Origin of the sequence: Pseudomonas sp. NPDC090233 (assembly GCF_044772285.1) — a bacterium.
Lineage (GTDB): Bacteria > Pseudomonadota > Gammaproteobacteria > Pseudomonadales > Pseudomonadaceae > Aquipseudomonas.
Genome location: NZ_JBIVYQ010000001.1, coordinates 704,937 through 724,002, shown reverse-complemented (window position 1 = coordinate 724,002; position 19,066 = coordinate 704,937). Strand labels below are relative to the sequence as shown.

Annotated in this window: 13 protein-coding genes; 7 read left to right on the top strand and 6 right to left on the bottom strand. The window is 58.4% G+C overall.

Features of this window, described 5'->3' with window-relative positions:
- Positions 1 to 31: 31 nt before the first annotated feature.
- From ACIQUF_RS03475 to ACIQUF_RS03455, 5 genes are all read right to left on the bottom strand, one after another.
- Positions 32 to 556 carry a serine O-acetyltransferase gene (locus tag ACIQUF_RS03475; RefSeq protein WP_400800630.1) on the bottom strand — a complete coding sequence of 175 codons (525 nt, stop codon included), beginning with the start codon at positions 554 to 556 and terminating at the stop codon, positions 32 to 34.
- 8 nt (positions 557 to 564) lie between these two features.
- Positions 565 to 1,521 (bottom strand): glycosyltransferase family 2 protein, encoded by a 957-nt coding sequence (locus ACIQUF_RS03470; protein ID WP_403128460.1) that lies wholly within the window; start codon positions 1,519 to 1,521, stop codon positions 565 to 567.
- The gene (locus ACIQUF_RS03465; RefSeq protein ID WP_403128458.1) at positions 1,514 to 2,131 is read right to left on the bottom strand and encodes an acyltransferase; all 618 of its coding nucleotides are present in this window, start codon (positions 2,129 to 2,131) and stop codon (positions 1,514 to 1,516) included. The genes ACIQUF_RS03470 and ACIQUF_RS03465 overlap by 8 nt, the downstream gene beginning before the upstream one ends.
- 110 nt (positions 2,132 to 2,241) lie before the next feature.
- Positions 2,242 to 3,708, bottom strand: coding sequence for an FAD-dependent oxidoreductase (locus ACIQUF_RS03460; RefSeq protein ID WP_403128455.1), 1,467 nt, complete (start codon positions 3,706 to 3,708; stop codon positions 2,242 to 2,244).
- A gap of 259 nt (positions 3,709 to 3,967) precedes the next feature.
- Positions 3,968 to 5,344 carry an oligosaccharide flippase family protein gene (locus ACIQUF_RS03455; RefSeq protein WP_403128452.1) on the bottom strand — a complete coding sequence of 459 codons (1,377 nt, stop codon included), beginning with the start codon at positions 5,342 to 5,344 and terminating at the stop codon, positions 3,968 to 3,970.
- A 94-nt stretch (positions 5,345 to 5,438) separates the two neighbouring features.
- On the opposite strand from ACIQUF_RS03455, the gene ACIQUF_RS03450 reads away from it, so the two are divergent.
- The 5 genes from ACIQUF_RS03450 (at position 5,439) to tssJ (ending at position 12,289) form a co-directional block, all read left to right on the top strand.
- Positions 5,439 to 6,965 (top strand): O-antigen ligase family protein, encoded by a 1,527-nt coding sequence (locus ACIQUF_RS03450; RefSeq protein WP_403128449.1) that lies wholly within the window; start codon positions 5,439 to 5,441, stop codon positions 6,963 to 6,965.
- Between the two features lie 4 nt (positions 6,966 to 6,969).
- Complete coding sequence (locus tag ACIQUF_RS03445) at positions 6,970 to 9,570, top strand: glycosyl hydrolase family 5 (protein WP_403128447.1); 2,601 nt, start codon at positions 6,970 to 6,972, stop codon at positions 9,568 to 9,570.
- Between the two features lie 75 nt (positions 9,571 to 9,645).
- On the top strand, positions 9,646 to 10,608 hold the full coding sequence (galE, locus tag ACIQUF_RS03440; protein ID WP_403128443.1) for a UDP-glucose 4-epimerase GalE: 963 nt from the start codon (positions 9,646 to 9,648) through the stop codon (positions 10,606 to 10,608).
- Positions 10,609 to 10,940: 332 nt separating this feature from the next.
- Positions 10,941 to 11,510 (top strand): FHA domain-containing protein, encoded by a 570-nt coding sequence (locus tag ACIQUF_RS03435; RefSeq protein WP_403128440.1) that lies wholly within the window; start codon positions 10,941 to 10,943, stop codon positions 11,508 to 11,510.
- Positions 11,507 to 12,289 (top strand): type VI secretion system lipoprotein TssJ, encoded by a 783-nt coding sequence (gene tssJ / locus ACIQUF_RS03430; RefSeq protein ID WP_403128438.1) that lies wholly within the window; start codon positions 11,507 to 11,509, stop codon positions 12,287 to 12,289. Before ACIQUF_RS03435 ends, tssJ begins: the two co-directional genes overlap by 4 nt.
- A gap of 109 nt (positions 12,290 to 12,398) precedes the next feature.
- On the opposite strand, the gene tssM is transcribed toward tssJ, so the two are convergent.
- Positions 12,399 to 16,067, bottom strand: a complete 3,669-nt coding sequence (gene tssM / locus ACIQUF_RS03425; RefSeq protein WP_403128435.1) for a type VI secretion system membrane subunit TssM — start codon at positions 16,065 to 16,067, stop codon at positions 12,399 to 12,401.
- Positions 16,068 to 16,357: 290 nt separating this feature from the next.
- On the opposite strand from tssM, the gene tssF reads away from it, so the two are divergent.
- Positions 16,358 to 18,121 carry a type VI secretion system baseplate subunit TssF gene (gene tssF, locus ACIQUF_RS03420; RefSeq protein ID WP_403128432.1) on the top strand — a complete coding sequence of 588 codons (1,764 nt, stop codon included), beginning with the start codon at positions 16,358 to 16,360 and terminating at the stop codon, positions 18,119 to 18,121.
- A 15-nt stretch (positions 18,122 to 18,136) separates the two neighbouring features.
- On the top strand, positions 18,137 to 18,940 hold the full coding sequence (gene icmH / locus ACIQUF_RS03415) for a type IVB secretion system protein IcmH/DotU (RefSeq protein WP_403128429.1): 804 nt from the start codon (positions 18,137 to 18,139) through the stop codon (positions 18,938 to 18,940).
- Positions 18,941 to 19,066: the final 126 nt, after the last annotated feature.

Here is a 19,066-nt window from a genome sequence, read left to right as displayed (position 1 = left end):
CACTTTTTTCCGCGCCCACTCATGGACTAAATCACGTGCACTCCATCGCTTCGCTGTGCTTTCTGGCTTTGATGGTCGCAGGCACGCCGACCGCCAGTGAATTGTCCGGCACATCGATCAGCACCACGGCGTTGGAGCCTATCGCAACATTGTTGCCAATGCGGATGTTGCCCAGCACTTTGGCGCCCGCGCCAATATCGACGTTGTTGCCAAACACCGGGGCAATCGGCTCGTCGACATTCTTCAGGCCAACCACCACGCCATTACGAATCCGGCAGTCATCGCCGAATCGAGCATAGCCGCTGATGACGATGCCGCCGAAATGATCGATGACGAAGTTGCGACCGATCACCACTTCGCAGGGCAACTCGACCCCGGTAATGATCTGCACGAACTTGAAGAGCACCTTGTAGACAAACGACAGGATCTTGCGCAAGAACGCCGGTCGCACGCCATAACGCCAACGGCCAAAGCGGTACACCACAAGTACCCAGAAGCCCTGGGCGCCCCAGTCGCCACCGTGTGCACGCAAGTCCGCGCGAATGTTATCGAACATGGCTTCACCTACCGTGTGGGTTGGCTTGCAAACCGGGTCTTGAACAGCAGCGACCAGGTGGCCTGGGTATGCCGCAAGCAGGCCTTGATCGCACCCCAGCCGCGCCCCTTGAGCAGCGCCTTGAGTGCCAGCACCAGGTCACCCAGGCTCACCAGCAGCATATGCAGGATCAACCCCGATACACCGTGATGCTTGCGGAAATACAGCAGCTCGCTTTCGATCTGGTAGCTGGAGATCTGCCGGCTCGCCGCTTCCAGTTCGGCAACCGACTTGGAGCTTTCACCACCGATGTGCACGACCGTGGTGTGTGGGTAGAACACCACTTTCCAGCCAGCGTCCTTGACCCGCTTGCAGTGGTCGACCTCCTCGTAATAAAGGAAGTAGCGCGGGTCGAACAGCCCTACCTGGTCGAGCACTTCCCGGCGCACCAGGTAGAAGCAGCCAGGTAACCAATCGCATTCACGCACAGAGCCATGGTCCCATTCCATTTCGTCGACCATTTTCAACCCGGGGAAAAAGCGCCCGAGCCCGGTACGTGCGACGAATACGTTCAAGGGCGTCGGGAAATACCGGCAACTGGGTTGCAGCTCACCATCGCGCCCCACCAGGCGCACGCCGAGGATGCCGCATTCCGGGTGCGCATCCATGTATTCGACGGTTTTTTGCAGGCTGTCCTCGGCGACGAAGGCGTCGGTATTGAGCAGCAGTGCATATTTGCCCTGCAGATGCGCAAGCAGCTGGTTGTTGGCACGGCCAAAACCCACGTTGAGCTTGTTGCTGAGCAAGACCGCTTCGGGGCAGACCTCGGCCATCCGCTGCAGCGAGTCGTCGACGGAGGCGTTATCCACTACCAGATAACTGGCCAGCCGTTCACTCCCGGCCTGGCGCAGCGCATCGAACATCGGCTGCAACAGAGATGCGGTATTGAAATTGACGACCATCACATCGACGGGTTTTCTATCCATGGCTACCGTCCCCGAAAAAGTACTCGCTGCGCTGACGAGCCAGTGCGGGCTCAACCGTTGGGTCGTAAGCGCCCTTGCGGTTTTTCACCGTCTCGATCCAAGGATAGGCGTTGCAGCGCGCCTCGACCCGTTTGATCAAATCTTCGGTGGTGCAGATGAATTTGGCCGGATTGCCGCCGACCACCGTGCCGGGTGGCACATCCTTGGTGACCACAGCGCCAGCAGCGACGATCGAATCCGGCCCGATGGTCACCCGCGGCATGACGATTGCGCCATGGCCGACAAAGCTGTTGTCCTTGATATCAATGTAGCCGACCGAATCCAGGTGCTTGCCGTAACAGATCTCGATCAGCGCCACCACGCCATCGTGGCCGATCAGGGTGCAGTCCGACAGCCCCACATTGCTGCCGATGCGCACCAATGTCGGGTCGGTCACATTGCAACCGCAGTTGATATAGACATTACTGCCCACCGAATGAAACTTGCCCCATCGCGCCAGGTAAGTGCCCCACTCCAAGGGCGTTGGATTGCAGAATTTCTTGTAGGCCGAGCTGCCCCGCCCCGTCGAGTGAAAGTACTGCGTCATGGCGTTCCGTATCCATCCCTTCATACTGCTAGCCTCGCACGTCAAACTCCTGGACTGTCCCTGAGGCGAACCGGTCTCGTTCTTCTATGTGCTGACCGCAACGCTCTCAACCCTTTATTCGGTATTTCACTCCTTCAAACCCGCGCCCCACTGGCCGCCTTCAACTTTGTGTCGAGGTGGTCGGCCAGCCGGAGCGCGAACTGCAGCAGCGGCATCGTTGGATTCGAGGCGCCTCCTGTGGCAAAGATGCTGCTGCCGGCGACGAACAAATTGTCCGTGCCAAATACCTTGCAATCGACATCGACCACACCGAACTCGGCTGACGCCGCCATCCGCGTGGTGCCCATATGATGCGCATGAGGCGACATCTTCAGGGGCAATTCGCTGTCGTAGACGTAATCGTTCAATTTGACGAAACCAAGCCCCGACTCGGCAAACTGCTTCGCCAGTTCAGCACCGATGCACTTGATGGTATGCCGGTCGGTGGCCGTCAGCGCCCAATTGACGTTGACTTTGGCAACACCAAGCTCATCCTTTTCATCGATCAATGAAATGCGGCTTTGTGCATTGGGAAACTGCTCGATCATCGTGCTGATGACGCCATCTCCGGGGCAACTGAATTTGGCCACGAAATCAATCTTGCTGGCCCACCCCATGTCGCAGGCGAGGTTTTCCAAAAAGTGCTTGACCTCGGCCGTCCTGCCGTAAGTCTGCACATCGGAAAGCACTGTTGCGGACACATTGCCTTTACCGGCTCGGTAATCGGCGACGAAGGCATCGGTGGTGTAGTACTGGCGTGGCTCGATACCTTGCCCATCTTTCAAGATGAACGTGCCCATGTCGATATTGAGGTGCTCCATCAGGCAACGCCCGGTCAGGCCATCTTTCTTCACCACCCCCGCCGTTACCAGCGAAGTGCTGTTGAGCAACTGCCGGGCATTCTCGATGGCACCGGTTGCCAATATGTACTGCTTGGCCGTGACGCGATCACGGTGATGGTCGTAGTCGGACACCACCACGGCCTTCAATTGCCCGGAAGCCTGATCGAACTCCAAGTCGACGCAGTTGCAATTGATGAAGACCTCGAGCCCGGCCGTGTCCTTGAGCGCGGCGGCATACTTCTGCGCAAAGCGCGTAGGCGGGCTGAGCAAAAAACAGTCAGCGTCGAAATCGCCGCCGCCGAGCCCTGTATTCATTGCCCGGAAGTCGGCGCCCTGCGGCAAGTCGACGATGTCCATGGCAGCCGGCAGGTAACGCTCGACTTCGGCATAGGTAATGGGCCAGCCGGGCAAGTCTACAGGTGGCGCAACCGAGAAATCGGATGCCGTGAATGGGCGGCAGCGACCCGCCCAATGATTGGAAGTGCCGCCCAGGTAGCGCAGCCGCGTTTCTTCGGCATACAACTCAAGGCCGGTCGAAGTGCATTTGTAGAATGCTTGGGAACGTGGCGTATATTCATGCCCGCCGGCTTCGAGCAATACCACGCTCCAGCCCGCCTCGGCCAGGCGCAGGGCCAGGGTGATCCCGGCCGGGCCAGCGCCCACGATGCAGACGTCGTACGCCTTGCGTAGCGTTTTCTCAGACTCATAGTCCTTGATCATGCTCGCCCGTCCTTGAAGTACTCGGAAGGCAACACCCAACCATTGATCACGACAAATTCGCCGGTCGGCGCAGCTTTGCGCGCTACTGTGCAAGCGCCCCCAAACACGGCCACGCCAGCACCCAACAAGACACAATTGCGAAGAAAGCCCCTACGACCCGACTGCCGAGTAAGAAACTGCAGCTTCCCCATGATCAAAAGACCTATGCCATTGATTGTATTGAGCCCGTTATAGTTATGTGCAACCTACCGAGAGGGCTTCAAAGCCAGGCGAACAAACGCGTGAGCAAATACCCGCACAGCGCGCCGACCGCCATCATCGGCAGTACCACAAGTTCACGTTTCACACTGAATATGTCGAGCTTGCAATTGACGTAAATGATCAGGATCAGCGTTGGGAACGTATGCAGCGCAGCACCCCAGATCGCATACTTCACCCCGCCAATGGCCAGCAACAGCGGGATCAGGCTCCACAGCGAGATGAGCCGGATAATGTTGTCCATCGCCTGGTACTTGGTATGGCCCAGGGCGATCCACAGCTGGTGCGACAGGGTATAGCGCAGGGTGAAGAACGATAACGACAGGATAGCCAACATCTGGCCCGCGTCGGCATATCGCGCGTCGTACAACCAGCCGATCAGCAGCGGGCTGCCCGTCACGAATCCACCACACAGGAACAGCATCACCAAGTCGACAATCAACTTGAAGTGGAAGTAGAGCCTTTGCAGACGCGCTTTGTCACCACTCCTCGCCGCTTCGCTGAACGCTGGCAGCGCCACCGAGCCGAACAGTTTCAGCAGGCCGGTCTGCAGCGAGCTCAAAATCAGCACAGCTATCGAATACACGCCCAGTTGCGCCACCGTCATGGTGCCGCCGAACCAGATACGGTCGCCATACATGGCCAGCACGCCGACCATCGAAGACAACAGGATCCAGCGGCCGAAGACAATCAGTTCGGTCAGCGCCTCGCGGTCCCATTGCAGGCGGTTGCGCGGCCCTTGCAAGGCCAGGTGGCCCAGCAGCGTGCCAGCCAGGGCCGAGGTCAGCCCGGCGATTACCAGTGACCAGATGGACCGGGTGAAATAGCCAATCAGCAGCATCGTGATCAAACCGACGACCTGCGAGGCAATGTCCACCAAAACCACGCGCTTCTGTTGGAAAGTTCGTACGGCGACGTCTATCTTGGTCGATTGGAAACCCCAGATGATCGCCGACAAGCCGGTCACCGCCAGCACCAGCGGCAGCTCGGGCGCTGCGTAGGTGGAGTGCGCTGGCCACAGATCAGCCACTTGCGCGACCCAGGCACCAAAGGCCAACAACAGCGTCAAGGCAAACAGCGTGAAACCGCGCACGATCTGCACGGTCCAGGCGGTATTGAGAAACAGCGGATCGTCGCCCCGGTGGCTCTGGATGATGTTCTGGCGCAAGCCGACATCGGACAACAGGTGAAGCAGTACTGAAACGGTGGTGGCGATGACCATCACGCCGAACATTTCCGGCAGCAGCAATCGGGCCATGATCAGGTTGCCGCCAAGGCGCAGCACCTGCGAGGCGACCAGCGAGACCAGGTTCCATGCCCCGGCACCCAAGGCGCGCTTGCGCAGACTGGAAGAGGCTTGCACATCAATCGACGGCATGACTTCAATCTCTGACTGATTGGCTAGAAGTCACTATAGTTTCAATTAGCCATGATGCTAGTGCCCACCCACACAGGGACAGGTGACCTCCTAGATGCCAGAACATATTCGTGCGCTGATCGTCATTTTGTTTGTGGCCTGCGTGGTGTTTTTCATGGTCCGCAGCCCAGCAACCGACCTGATTCCCGAGGGTGACTACAAGCGTCGGCGCAATTTATGGTTCGCCCTGACCCTCGTGGCGTTCTTTGCCCACAGCTACTGGATCTACACCGCAGTCGCCGCCGTCATTCTGCTCACGGCCAGGCGCCGCGAGCGCAATCCCATAGCGTTGTTCTTCATGCTGTTGTTCGTCATCCCGCCGGCATCGATTGAAGTGCCCGGGTTTGGTGTGGTCAATTACCTGATCGAACTGAATCATCAGCGCATTCTGGCCCTGTGCGTGCTGCTGCCCGCAGCTCTTGTGCTGAGCAAGCAAAGCGACACCCTACGCTTCGGCCGCCTCTTGGCCGACAAGCTGCTGGCCGCCAGCCTGATATTGATGGCCCTGCTGTATCTGCGCGAAACCACGGTCACCGACACCCTGCGCCAAGGCGTCTACCTGTATGTCGACGTGTTCCTGCCGTATTACGTCGCCAGCCGGGGAATACGGGAAATCAGCGATTTCAAGGATGTCATGCTGGCCTTCGTCATTGCCGCGTTCGTCCTTTCGCTGCTGGCGGTGGCTGAATACGTGCGCCACTGGCTGCTGTACAACGCCCTTCTCGATGCGCTTGGCGTGGAATGGAGCATGAAAAGCTACCTGAGCCGCGGCGGTGCGCTGCGCGCCAGTGTCACCACCGGCCAGGCCATTGCGCTGGGCTATGTCATCACAGTGGCCATCGGGCTGTTCCTGTTCGTCCAGGGCTTCGTGCGCAACAAGATGCAGCGCTACCTCGGCGCCTTGCTGCTGGCCGCCGGGCTGTTCGCGCCGCTGTCCCGTGGCCCTTGGGTGGGCGCTGTGGTGCTGATCGTCGTGTACATCGCCATGGGCCGGCGCGCGGTCAGCCGGCTGGCCTTGCTGGGCCTGGCCGGGCTGCTGAGCATTCCCTTGCTGAGCATCATGCCCGGAGGCGAAAAAGTGCTCGACCTGTTGCCGTTCATCGGCAGCGTCGACAACGAGAACATCACTTACCGCGAGCGCTTGCTGGACAACTCGTGGATCGTCATTCAGCGCTACCCGCTATTCGGCTCATTCGATTTCCGCAACACCCCGGAAATGCAATCAATGATCCAGGGCGAGGGCATCATCGACATCGTCAATACCTACATCAACCTGGCGCTGCGCATCGGCCTGGTCGGGCTGTCGCTGTTCGTCGGGTTCTTCGCCTGCGTCTTGCTGGGCATCCGAAAAACCCTACGTACCTTCACCGACCGGGATGACCCGTATCGCGAACTCGGTCGGGTGCTGCTGGCCACCTTGATCGGCATCCTGGTAACCATATTCACGGTCAGCAGCATCACGGTGATCCCGGTGATCTACTGGTCGATCGGCGGGCTGGGCATTGCCTACATACAGATGGTCCGCAGGCTCGCCCATGCCGATGCCACACAACCCGCCAACGCCAGCCTGCAACCGAGGTAACCCGATGCTGCGTAAAGTCCTCAGCCCCTTCACCCGGGCAACGGTGCTCTTTGGCCTGCTGATACTACCGCTGGCGGGTTGGGCCTCGGAGTGGGTAGTCAGCGTCAACGAACAGAATGGCCTACCGACCCTGACCCGCGGTGGCGGCGCGGCGATGGCCTCCAGTTTCAACTTTTGGGGGGATAACTGGAGCTGGACCGGCTTCTACCCGACGCTGAAGGTCGAAGGCCCTTACCACTACACCCTGACAGGCCAGAACGAGGACCTGGACTTCAATCTCAAAGCCGACATCAACAAGGAGCAGGCACAAACCTTGACCTGGAATTTCGACCTGCAAGCCCATAGCAAGCAGGCCGATGTCATGGGTGGCGGCATCGTCTGGGACTTCGACCCGGCGCTGATTGCCGGGGAGATGGGAGACCCGGTGCTGCTGCCAGACAATCGCGGTTGGGCATGGGGCAAGAACGCGCAAGGGCCGCGTGTGGAAATGCGCTTCGACCCGCCATTGGCCAAGGTTTATTTCGAACGGGGCGACACCCGGCAGATCCGCACGTTCTTCTATACCGATCCGATTCGCCCTGGTCGCCAACAGATCAAGGCCGTGCTGAACGTCACCGGCGACATCACCCTCGGCCCAACCCCCAGCGAACGCTACGGCCTGGCCGATCCCATGCAATGGCCGGATGACCAGCTCGACTGGCGCACGTCGCCGGTGGACCTGTCGTTCCTCAATGCGGCGGAAAAGCCAGCGGGCAAACGCGGCTTCGTCAAGGCGGCCGGTGAACAACTGGTGTTCGCCGACAACACCCCGGCACGCTTTTGGGGCACCAACCTGTCGGCCTATGCCCTGTTCAAAACACCCGACGAGGAAATCAAAGCGCAGGCCAAGCGGCTTTCCGCCCTGGGCTTCAACCTGGTCAGGCTGCACCACCATGACTCGCCCTGGGTAAGCCCGAATGTCTTCGGCGACCTGACGCAACTGAAGGATACCCAGCGACTTGACGCCGAAGCGCTGAAGAAGATCGACTGGTGGATCAAGTGCCTCAAGGACGAAGGCATTTATGTGTGGCTGGACATGAACGTATCGCGGGTACTGACCGCCAACGACAACATTTATGGCTTCGATGAGCTGCCCAAGGAACATGACGTCGCCGGCCTCAAGGGCTATGCCTACGTCAACGTCACCCTGCAGCAGGCCATGAAGCGGTTCGCCCAGCAGTACATGAGCCACGTCAACACCTACACCGGGCTGGCTTACAAGGACGACCCGGCCATCGCGGCCATCCTGATCACCAACGAGAACGATATCACCCACCACTTTGGCAACGCCCTGTTGCCGGACAAAGGTGTGCCCAAACACAGCAAGCTGTACATGGACGAAGCCAAGGCTTTTGCTAACCGCCAGGACCTGCCGGCGGACAAAACCTGGCGCGCCTGGGAGCAAGGCCCTTCCAAACTGTTCCTTAACGACCTGGAGCATCGCGTCTTTGTCGACATGATCAAGGACCTGCGCGATCTCGGGGTCAAGGTGCCGATCGCTACGACCAGCACTTGGGGGGGCAACGGCTTGTCCTCTCTGCCGTCGCTGACCACGGGTGACGTCATAGACGCCCACAGCTATGGCGGCATCGGCCAGCTGGAGAAGAACCCGCTGACCAGCGACGGCATGATCAACTGGCTTGGCGCTGCCCAGGTGCTGGGTTTGCCGATGACGGTCACCGAGTGGAACGCCGAGCCCTTCCCCTTGCCCGACCGCCACTCGCTGCCTTTGTATGTGGCCGCCAACGCCAGCCATCAGGGTTGGGACGCGATCATGCAATACGCCTACAGCCAGCAGGCGTTCCTCAGCCAATGGCGCCGTGCCGATAACTGGAACGCCTACAACGACCCTGGGCTGATGGCCACGATGCCCGCTGCCGCCCTGCTCTACCGCCGTGAAGATGTGCAGCTGGCCAAAACCCGCTACGTGTTCGCGCCCACGCCTGACACCTTGTTCAATAAGCAGATCACACCCAACACCTCGGTGCTGCTGCGCACCGCCATGGAAAAAGGCAGGCTGCAGATCGCCCTACCCCAGACGCCGCAGCTGCCCTGGCTGCAAGCCAGGGCCATGCCTGCCGATGCACAGGTGCTGCACGACCCCGATCAATCCTTGCTGGATGCCAACGCCAGCGAATCGACCACCGATACCGGTGAACTGCGCCGCAACTGGCAACAGGGCGTTTACACCATCGACACGCCATTGACCCAGGCCGCGACCGGCTGGCTGGGAGGCCAATCACTGGAGATGGGTGACTTGAAGCTGCAACTGAAAACCGCGTATGCCAGCGTCGCGGTGCAAAGCCTCGATGCCAAGCCGCTCAACCAGTCGCGCAGCCTGTTGATCTCGCTGGGCACCCGCGCCGTGCCACGGCCCGACGACATGACGCCATTCCACGTCGAACCGCTCGAAGGCACGTTGAGCATCAAGGCCCCTGCAGAGTTAAAACTGTACAGCCGCAGCAGCGACGGCCAGGAAAAGACCCTGGCTGCGAGCTACAAGGATGGCCGCTACCAGATCACATTCGACGGCCAGACCATGACCAACTGGCTTTTCTTGAAATAGGGCATATCGCCATCTAGAGTCAATTCAGACCTGAATTCCAGGCATTCGACGCTGCGTCTGTTCCAGGAGGATTGGATGAAGTACTTGGTGGTCGGGGGTTCAGGGTATATCGGTTCGCACATGGTCAAACACCTGATGCGCGCCGGGCATCAGGTAGTGGTGGCGGATACTGCTAGCGCAGGGCCGCGTATCGAATGGGTCGAGTTGGATATTGCCAACGCCCATGCGCTGGATACGTTGTTCAGCGATTGCCACTTCGATGCAGTCTTTCATTTTGCCTCGTTCATTCAGGTGGCTGAGTCGGTCACCGAACCTGGCAAGTATTACCAGAACAACGTCGCGGCGACGCTGACCCTGCTAAACGCCATGGTGCGTGCGGGGATCAGGCATCTGATCTTCTCCTCCACTGCTGCCGTTTATGGCGACCCGCAATACGTGCCAATTGATGAGCAGCATCCCAAGGTGCCGATCAATCCCTATGGCCGTAGCAAGTGGATGGTCGAACAGATACTTCAGGACTTTGACCGAGCGTATGGATTGAAGTCAGTGTGCCTGCGGTACTTCAATGCGGCGGGCGCCGACCCTGAAGGTTTGTTGGGGGAATGTCATGAGCCGGAAACCCACCTGATTCCGTTGATTCTTCAGGCCGCATCCGGCAGGCGTGAAGCCATCACAGTCTTTGGCCACGATTACGACACGCCGGACGGCAGTTGTATTCGCGACTACGTGCATGTTGCCGACCTAGCGTCGGCGCATGATCTGGCGGTGGAGTATTTGATGAAGGGCGGCGCCACCACGGCGTTCAACCTGGGCAATGGGTTGGGGTTTTCGGTGCAGGAAGTGATCGATACCGCCCGGGTTGTAACGGGGCGCGCAATTGAAGTGATCGAAGCAGCCCGCCGCGATGGTGATCCGGCCAGGTTGGTGGCGGATGCTGCCAGAGCCAGATTGGTGTTGGGGTGGCAGCCGCAGTTTGATTCGTTGGAGCAGATTGTGCGGCATGCTTGGGAGTGGGAACTCAAGTATCCCTGGCGCTGATCCCTCCTCATATATCCCCAACAGTCCCTCTGATTCATTGAACGCTCAGATACGCGTGACTCGTCGGGATAGCGCACAGCGTCAGCAAACAAATATCCACTTACACTTAAGCACTCGACCTCAGGTCTTTATTCGATGCATGGTTTTTCTTTGCGTCGAATAAGCGACTTAGTTATTTGTTTAATCATCCAATCTATTTCGGTAATTATTCCTACAGCAAATTCCTACATAACCCTGCCAGCTCTCTTGAAAGGCACCTACTTGGGCTGGACCAGCTTCATCGCCGATGGCAATGACCCGACCCCTCCTCCCGTCCGCATTACGGTACGTACATGAGCACACATGTTTTCTCCCCCAGCATTACCCTGAGTGTCCTCAACCCGGAAATACTATTGCATGGTAATGAGCCGCTGCGTTGCTTCGATCGAGCCGGTGGCAGCATCGGCAGTCAAGGTACCTGGCTGCTGAATGATCGCAAGGCCGGCATCCTGCCGGTGCATTGTGAAGTCGGTTGGCATGAGGGGTATTTCTGCATCGTTGACCACAGCGGTAAAAGCTTCATGAATGGCAGTGACACAGCGCTGCCATCAGATACTCCCATTCGCCTCAAGCACAACGACAGGCTGCAGGTGGGTGACTATCACATTGCCATACGCTTGTTCAGCATGGATGAACAGAGGCCGGAGCACTCAGGCGCTACTAATCCGCTCTCAGCACTGCAGGGAACGCAGCAGGTGTGCCCGCTTCAGGTTCTGGGTAAACCGGTTACCGATATTGTGAACGTTCATCGCACCCCAATGCTTGAGCCAGATGAACGTGACCCTCTGGCTTATCTCGACAGGGCCGCACATGCCCGAGTAGACCCAGCGATCGCTGAAATTTTTGGCGAGGAGGCACGATGAACAGACCTATCGGGCTGCTGCTCGCCTGCCTGGTACTGAGTGGTTGCGCGTCGGTCAGCCGGGCGTACAAAGTGCTGGCGGACCCGACGCTAACTATTGGAGGCCCCAATCGTGAGATCAGCCATCTGGCTCTGAGCCTTTATGCTGCAGATCTGCCAACTTCAGCCGCCCCAAAACAGGTTATCGCTGATGCACAAACAGCGCTGCAAGGCCCCTATGTACAACTCACGGCAAGCCTCACCGCTACGGACCCGGAGGGCCTGAATAACAAGCTAGGTGCACTCGCCGACCTGTTGCAGCAAAACTACCCCGCTTCAATTGAGGACGAACACGCACTCAACGACTCAAGGGTGCCGGCGGCGTTGGCTAGCTACGCGACCACTCCGTCCGACCTGCCTCAGTCGACTATCCAGGCACCACAGCGGCAAACACCATCTTCCATTGCCTTCAAAGTCCTGCAACTCAGAGATGACTCGTTGTTGCTTGATGCCACCTATGAGCAAGTTGAAGAAGACCTGGACAGCGCCCTGGGCACCACACTGATCAGCGTTGACGACTACCGCTTGATGCCAGGTCATTTCAAGTTCATCGAACATGAAGAAATCAACGAACGCACCCGCTACATCGCGGTCATCGCTCGTTTGGGCGATGACCGCCAGGGTAATTGGAAAGATGCCGTTCGCATCCAGCCCCGCGGCTACAACCACACCGTACATGTCCACTTTGAAAACAACGGCGTTGAACTTCGGCATGACAGCGAATTGCGCCGTGCCCCATAACGCCATCCATTGAAGGAAGAACTTTGAAAAGATCGCGATCACCCGCGGGGTAATGCAAAATCCCGATCCAGGTTACTGGCGTCGGGATTTTTTTTGTACTAGCGGCTAGCTACCGCTCAACCACTTCATTGGCAATACCTTCTTGCAGCAGTTTTTGCGGCAGGGCGAAGCCTGCGAAGAGCGGGCGCGTAAAGGGGTTATTCGCACCCGTGGCATGAAACTTATACCGCGCCGTGTTGCCAGCAATCTTGAAGCTCAGATCGACGCTGGTGGGTGTACGGGCGTTCAATCCGCCGCGGCTGAGCAAGCGGTAGAACGACCATGGGCCGTGATAACCCTGGCTCACAGTCGTGCCCGCTGCCTGAACCAGGGTAACGCGGCTATGCCCGCTCTCTCCGGCAGGGCCAGGCCAGGTCATGCCGATTGGTTCCTTGCCCCGATCTGCAAATGCCTGTAGTTGACCATCCAAACCAAAGACACTGCCGCGCAGTCCATTGCTGATCGCTATCGGCTCCAGTGCAAAACTAACATTCAACTCGCCGCGATTGTCGAAGAATGCGTTACGAATGGCCTCGGCCTGTTTGAGCTGAGCCATGACTTCGGGACTAACCAAGTAGCCTTCGTTGGAACTTGAGTACAGCGCATCTAGGTTGTCTTTGAGAAACACCGTGAGGTACTGATCCTGGAAGCGCTTGAGCTGCCCTTGCGGGCCGAAGAAAGCCTCGAAGTCCTTGAGCGAGACATCTGGACCGGCCGGGTCAATGGGGTAGCGTGACGCCAAACGTTCCTGATAGACGCTATAGACCTCTTCATCCCAACGCTTTTCCAGTTCCCGCAATGCCATGACCATCAGCACTTGAGAGGTCTGGTCCGCAAGCTGACGAACATGCCGATTCAAAGGCTCCGGCAACCCGGTGGCGATGCGCTGAAGATTGCGAATGGGGTCAGGCTCTTTTTCCGAAAAGCGACTGAGGGCTGCCGCCAACGCGGCCTTGCCACGATTTGGATTGTCCTGCACCGCCTTCACGTAGTCGTACACGGCGCTGATCGCCTGCAACGTTTCGTCGTAGAAAGAAGGCTTGTCGCCCTGCACATCGAGCATGCCAGAAAGGCCGGCGAACGACCGGTAGATGCCCATGGCCTGGACGCGGCCCTGCTGGTCAGCCGTTGACGGCTGCTCGCTGTCCGCGACCTGCGGATAGATCATGGTGTTGCTGCGCACGGTTTCCAGCAATCGACGCATCGGGGCGGCAGGGCCTGTCACCTGCTCCAGCACGCTCAAGCCGTGTGTCAGGTCAGTAAACTCGGTGACTGAGAACTGGTTCAGCACCCGCCGCCAATTGTCGATGTAATCGGCACTGTACAAGGCACGGAGGCGCTCGGTCAGATCCTGACGATCCTCTTCTGAATAATCGAGAGTTCGGCGCTCCCCCAGTACCCATTGATCAATCAAAGCAAGGTCGGCTACGTCCTGGCTGTGCTGATCAAAGTAGTCACGAAAACCGCTTGCGGTCAGTAAGGGTGCCAAGGCCAGATTGGCATCGACCGCCCCCTGATGATCGCGCTCGGCCAGCGGCACGTAGATGATATCGAAGGCCGGGCCAATCTCGTTGCGCAGGTCCAGTTCGCCATTCCGTTGCTCCTGCGCCTGCTGCTTCAGGCTGATGTAGACACGCTGGGCAAGCGGCAACTTGCGCAACTGCTGCTGTGCCTCGGCGACGACTTGACGATACTCGGGCAATTCGACATCGGCGTAAGTCAGCGCGTATGTCAGGTGACGCATCAAAGCGGCCTGCAGCTGACCTTGGCCCGGATAGGTTTTCTGCCATTCACGGGCCATCCACTGCTCGACCAGTTTGGGTCGGCGATTGCTACGATCCTCGATCATGCGGTAGATGCGCAAAGCAGACAGTTGCTCGTCGCTACCCGGGGCAGCTTGTTTGATGGTCGCAGCCAGCCCGCTCGCAATCGCCGGCAGAAAACTTCGGGCCAAGGCGTTCAGGTAAGCCTGGTCCACCTGCGGGCCGATGGCTTTTCCCTGATACAACCCCATGTCCGTGAACACACTCCAGCCTGAGCGGTAGTCGCCATACAGGCTGACTGCATCGCGAATTTCATCGAGCGGTATTAACAGGCCGCTCGCAGCCTGATCGCCCTCTCCACTGGAGCTGGTGTTGGTGAACGCGTGGCTTTTCTCCAGCACGTGCTGCGCCTTGTCGCGATTGACGCTGTAGAAGTACAGCCAACCAATGAACATGACCAGCCCACACACCCCAGCCGCCACCGCGCCGCCTTTCAACAGTCGCGCCTTATGCTGGGCGACCTTCTGGTTGTCACCGGCCAACCCTGCCTCGGGGTAGACCACCCGCTGCAACAGCTGCTGCGCGAAGTACACCACCGAAGTGCCCTGCGGCTTGGTCGACAGCGCGGGAGGGGTAAAGGCAAAGGCGCGGGCAGACGCATCTGCGAGCAAATTGCGCACTTCCCCGCGCTGGTAGACCGAGGAAAAATACAGGCCACGTACGAGGGCCGGGGTGGAGTAGCGATCACTGCCCAACACATCGCCCATGAAGCTCAGCAACATCGTCTGCGCACCACTCAACTCTTTGAGCAGCGAGTAGGTGTTCTTGCGCGAGATATGGGGCACGCTGGCCGTAGCACTCATCAGCTGGTTGCCCAAGCGCTCGACAAAGCTCAGGTACGCTGTAGCCAGTTCTTCCAGCCAAGCATCGAAGTCTTTCACCGATTCCAGTGTGAAGGTGAAGCCTTGGATCTCCTCCCGTTCACGAGCTGGAAGCTTGGCGAACAGCTCTTCGAAGCCCGCCAACAAGTCGAATTTGCTCATCACCACGTACAGTGGCAAGCGTGTCCCCAACTCACCGCCCAACTCCGTCAGCCGAGCCCGCAGTACGAATGCCAGGTCACGTCGCTGCTTGGCTGATTGCCCGAACAATTTGACCATATCCACCAGCAGCACCACGCCATTGAGTGGTCGCCGGCTACGATTTTGCGCGATCCAGCCGATCATGTGCTGCCACAAACGGCGCTCGATGCCTGCGGGTAGGCCAATGGGCTCGGCAGTTGGCTCGAGCTTTGGAGAAACCTCTGTCGTCTCGGCGTCACTCTCAGCATCAGTGGCTGGCGGCGGCCTTACGGGCTCGGCAATCGGAACCGGTCTTTCAGGCTGGCTGATGAATTCTCCCGGTGGGTCGATCAGCACCGCATCGTCGCCAATCCACCAGTCGATGCCAAATGCCAAATCGGGGTCGACGCTGACGCGCTGGGTCGCGCTGCGCTCAGTGCGAGTCAGTGCGAAGCGCTGATCCGAACGGCTGACGAAACTCGACTTACCTGCATTCTCCTCGCCGAGAATGAGGTACCAGGGTACTTCGTAGCGATGCCGGCGCCCACTTTGATTGTCGAGTAACCGGGCCAGGCTGCTGTCGAGCGAGCGCTGTTGAGCTTGTTCGTACACCAGGCAAGGATCCTCCACCTTGCGTTGTTGGCGTTGCTGCTCACGCAAGATCAATCGGTTGCGCCGGTGTACCTGCACGCTCCAGGCCACCAGCGGCACCACCACGAGCAGCACCGTGGCCGAGATGCGTACGGGCAGTTCAGCCAGGGGCTGGTGGTCGCGCCAACGCCACTCAGGCCCCCAACCCCAAAGCCAAACCACTGCTGCGCTAAAACCGAGTAGTGCGGCAATTACAACTACGGGCATTGCCTGACGCTGCAACAGCGATAACCCCCGAAGCAGGCTGTCCTTTTTCACTTTCATAGCGGTAAACCTTACCGACTGCATATTCGATGATGTGATGCACCCCTTGCGGCACATTCCGCCAATGACATTAGCAGTACTGAAAAACACTATTCAATCACAATAACAAAGAAACATTATCTAACACTTTACCTACAGACTCGGCCTGCCTATTTGCCATAGAAATGAATAAGAGCACCGACAGCCAGCTAATCTAAAAATATAAAGAATTAGGAAACTTCCTACAACTAATTCAGAAATCCTTAATAACTCAAGCGCAACGCGCCAGGTAGAGCAGGCGAACAATAAACATGAAGTTCAAAGACTGGTTCGCACAAGAAAAGCAACACCTCCAAACGCTAGGCGACGATTTGGTCGAGGACGATCCGCGCCTGGCGCGCTTTCTAGGTCGAACGGCTTCGGACCCAGATGCCGAACGCCTGATCGAAAGCTTCGCCTTCCTGACCGCTCGCCTGTCCATGAAGATCGAAGACGATCTGCCGGAGCTGACCCACCCATTGCTGCAACTGCTCTACCCCAATGTGCTGCGCCCGCTGCCAAGCGCAACACTGATGCAGTTCCAGCCTGTCGATCACGCCCTCAGCGAAACCCAGACTCTGCCCAAGGGCACGCCGGTGTTCTCGCGCCCCGTTGACGGCGTGAGTTGCGAGTTCCGTACCTGCACGGACCTCACCATCGCGCCGCTGGAGATCCGCAAGATCGCCACCCAGCTCAGTGCCGAAGCGCCCGTGGTTCGCATCGATCTGGGCACATTGTCCGATCAGCCGCTGCGGCGCATGAAATGCGATCAACTGCGCTTTCATCTGGCGGGCGGTAGCCACAATGCGCTGACGCTCTATCAGTGGCTATCACAACACCTGGACAAGCTCTATCTGCACGTAGGCCAGCGCCGCTTCGCACTGCCGGCCTCCCTGGGTTTCGTCGGGTTCGAGGTGGATGAGGCGCTGCTACCCAGCCCCGGCGAACACCTGGACGGCTATCGCATCCTGCAGGAGTTCTTCTGCTTTCCCGAGCGCTTTCATGGGTTCCGCATCAGTGGTCTGGAGCGTTGTTGGCCCGATGAGGCGGCTGCACACATCCAGCTGGAATTCCGTTTCAACGCGCCTCTACCACCCGATATCCAGATCGACCCGACGACAATCCTGCTCAACTGCACCCCCGCCATCAACCTGTTTACCCGCTCGGCCGACCCCATTCGGTTGGCTGAGCAAACGGTCGGGGAAATCGTGCGAGCAGGCCGGCGAGATCGCTCAGAGGACGAGATCTTCAGCATCGATCGCGTCAGCAGCCAGCACCAGAAATCCAAGGATCATGTACAGGATTTCAAACCCTTCGAGGCCCTGGACCGCAGCTTCCCGCTGGCCGAGCAGACGCCTTCGCGCTACTACAAACTGGATATGGAGCACGAACCTGTCAACGACAGGGTGCAGCACAGGGTGAGCCTGGTTCACCACAATCTGGCGCATTACCACGGGCAGCAAGAAGTCCTGAAAATCGCCTTGACCTGTAGCAACGGTGCCTTGGCTCAACAGCTAAAGGTTGGCGATGTCGACCTGACGACGCAGGAGACCCCTTCGTTCGTCTCCTACCGCAACCTTACCCGCCCAACCCGCAGCTACCCGCCCATGCTGCAGAGCGGTGGCCACGGTGAACGGCATTGGGCGCTGATCTCCAACCTGGCCCTGAACAACCTGTCGTTGTCCTCCCCTGCCGCCCTGGCCTCAGTGCTACGCGTATACGACTTCGTTGGCGTCCACGACTTGCAACAAGCGCGCAAGACCACCCAACGCCTGAATGCCATCAAGCAGGTGAGCAGCGAACCTTGCGACTGGCTGATCAAAGGTGTGCCTGTGCGGGGAGTGTGTACCACCCTGCACCTCGACCCCGCAGGCTTCGAGTGCGAGGGCGAGATACAGCTGTTTGGAAATGTGCTGTCCCACTTCATGGCGGGGTATGCCAGCAGCCATTCCTTTCATCAACTACAGATCATCAATACCGCCAACGCAAACTGCCAGCTTTGGCCTGCCCGGACGGGGCGGCAACCGGTGATGTGAACAGGAGTTCTAAACGTGAGCATTACAAGCTTTCAAGGGTATGACAGGGACCAGAACGAGATGCGCGGATCACTGCCTATCAGCGAGCTGTTCCCACAGGTCGATGAGCTAGGATTTGAGACCCGTTCCATCACCAACAACCCAATCCTCGATATCGCATCTCCCCTGCTGGGCCTCGTCGTTCGCCTTGAGGGCACCGAACGCTATGAGCACGTCGAACAGCTGTTCGCGTACGTGAAGAACCAGATCCACGTCATGGTCGAAGAGGTGCGCCAACTGAAACACTGCGATGAGGGTGATCGCGTGGTGTTTTCCTACTGTCTCTGCTGCCTGGTCGATGAGGCCGTGATGGCTACCCCCTGGGGACGCGACTCGCCGTGGAAAGCTCAATCGTTGCTCAGTGCCATCCATGAAGAGACCTGGGGCGGCGAGAAATTCTTCAGCGTGCTCGAACGCCTGCTCGAAGCTCCCGAAAAACGCTACGACCTGTTCGTCTTCCTGTTCTGGTGCCTGGCCCTCGGTTATCGGGGCAAGTACGCCAACCAAACCCATGGCGACAAGGATCTGGACGTCTGGCTCAACCGTATCCATGACCGGATCGTCGAGCTGCGCGGCCCTGCCCCGGAATCGCAGCGTCTTACCGATCCACTGAGTAATGTCTCGCCCAGCCACTATCGCATGAATCGTCAATTACCCTGGTGGACACCTTGGGCTGTGATGGGTGTTTTCTCCGTGTCTACCTATTTGTACTTCGCCACAAAACTCAATGGCATTACCACGCAAGTTCTGGACTCACTGCAAGCAATGCTGCAGCCATAAATTCAGCATCACCTCGCTGACTTGACTCAACAGTCACTGCGCTTATTAGCGTAGCCAGTGACGTTGTGCCCACAAAAATTGTAACGGCTTTATTTGGCGAAACTTCCTACAACTTTCTAGGAAGTC

What these genes read in the sequence shown, in the direction of transcription:
- ACIQUF_RS03450 (WP_403128449.1), top strand. Translation starts at nt 5,439, where the DNA reads ATGCCAGAACATATTCGTGCGCTGATCGTCATTTTGTTTGTGGCCTGC.
- ACIQUF_RS03455 (WP_403128452.1), bottom strand. Translation starts at nt 5,344, where the DNA reads ATGCCGTCGATTGATGTGCAAGCCTCTTCCAGTCTGCGCAAGCGCGCC.
- tssM (WP_403128435.1), bottom strand. Translation starts at nt 16,067, where the DNA reads ATGAAAGTGAAAAAGGACAGCCTGCTTCGGGGGTTATCGCTGTTGCAG.
- tssF (WP_403128432.1), top strand. Translation starts at nt 16,358, where the DNA reads ATGAAGTTCAAAGACTGGTTCGCACAAGAAAAGCAACACCTCCAAACG.
- ACIQUF_RS03470 (WP_403128460.1), bottom strand. Translation starts at nt 1,521, where the DNA reads ATGGATAGAAAACCCGTCGATGTGATGGTCGTCAATTTCAATACCGCA.
- tssJ (WP_403128438.1), top strand. Translation starts at nt 11,507, where the DNA reads ATGAACAGACCTATCGGGCTGCTGCTCGCCTGCCTGGTACTGAGTGGT.
- ACIQUF_RS03475 (WP_400800630.1), bottom strand. Translation starts at nt 556, where the DNA reads ATGTTCGATAACATTCGCGCGGACTTGCGTGCACACGGTGGCGACTGG.
- galE (WP_403128443.1), top strand. Translation starts at nt 9,646, where the DNA reads ATGAAGTACTTGGTGGTCGGGGGTTCAGGGTATATCGGTTCGCACATG.
- ACIQUF_RS03445 (WP_403128447.1), top strand. Translation starts at nt 6,970, where the DNA reads ATGCTGCGTAAAGTCCTCAGCCCCTTCACCCGGGCAACGGTGCTCTTT.
- ACIQUF_RS03460 (WP_403128455.1), bottom strand. Translation starts at nt 3,708, where the DNA reads ATGATCAAGGACTATGAGTCTGAGAAAACGCTACGCAAGGCGTACGAC.
- ACIQUF_RS03435 (WP_403128440.1), top strand. Translation starts at nt 10,941, where the DNA reads ATGAGCACACATGTTTTCTCCCCCAGCATTACCCTGAGTGTCCTCAAC.
- ACIQUF_RS03465 (WP_403128458.1), bottom strand. Translation starts at nt 2,131, where the DNA reads ATGAAGGGATGGATACGGAACGCCATGACGCAGTACTTTCACTCGACG.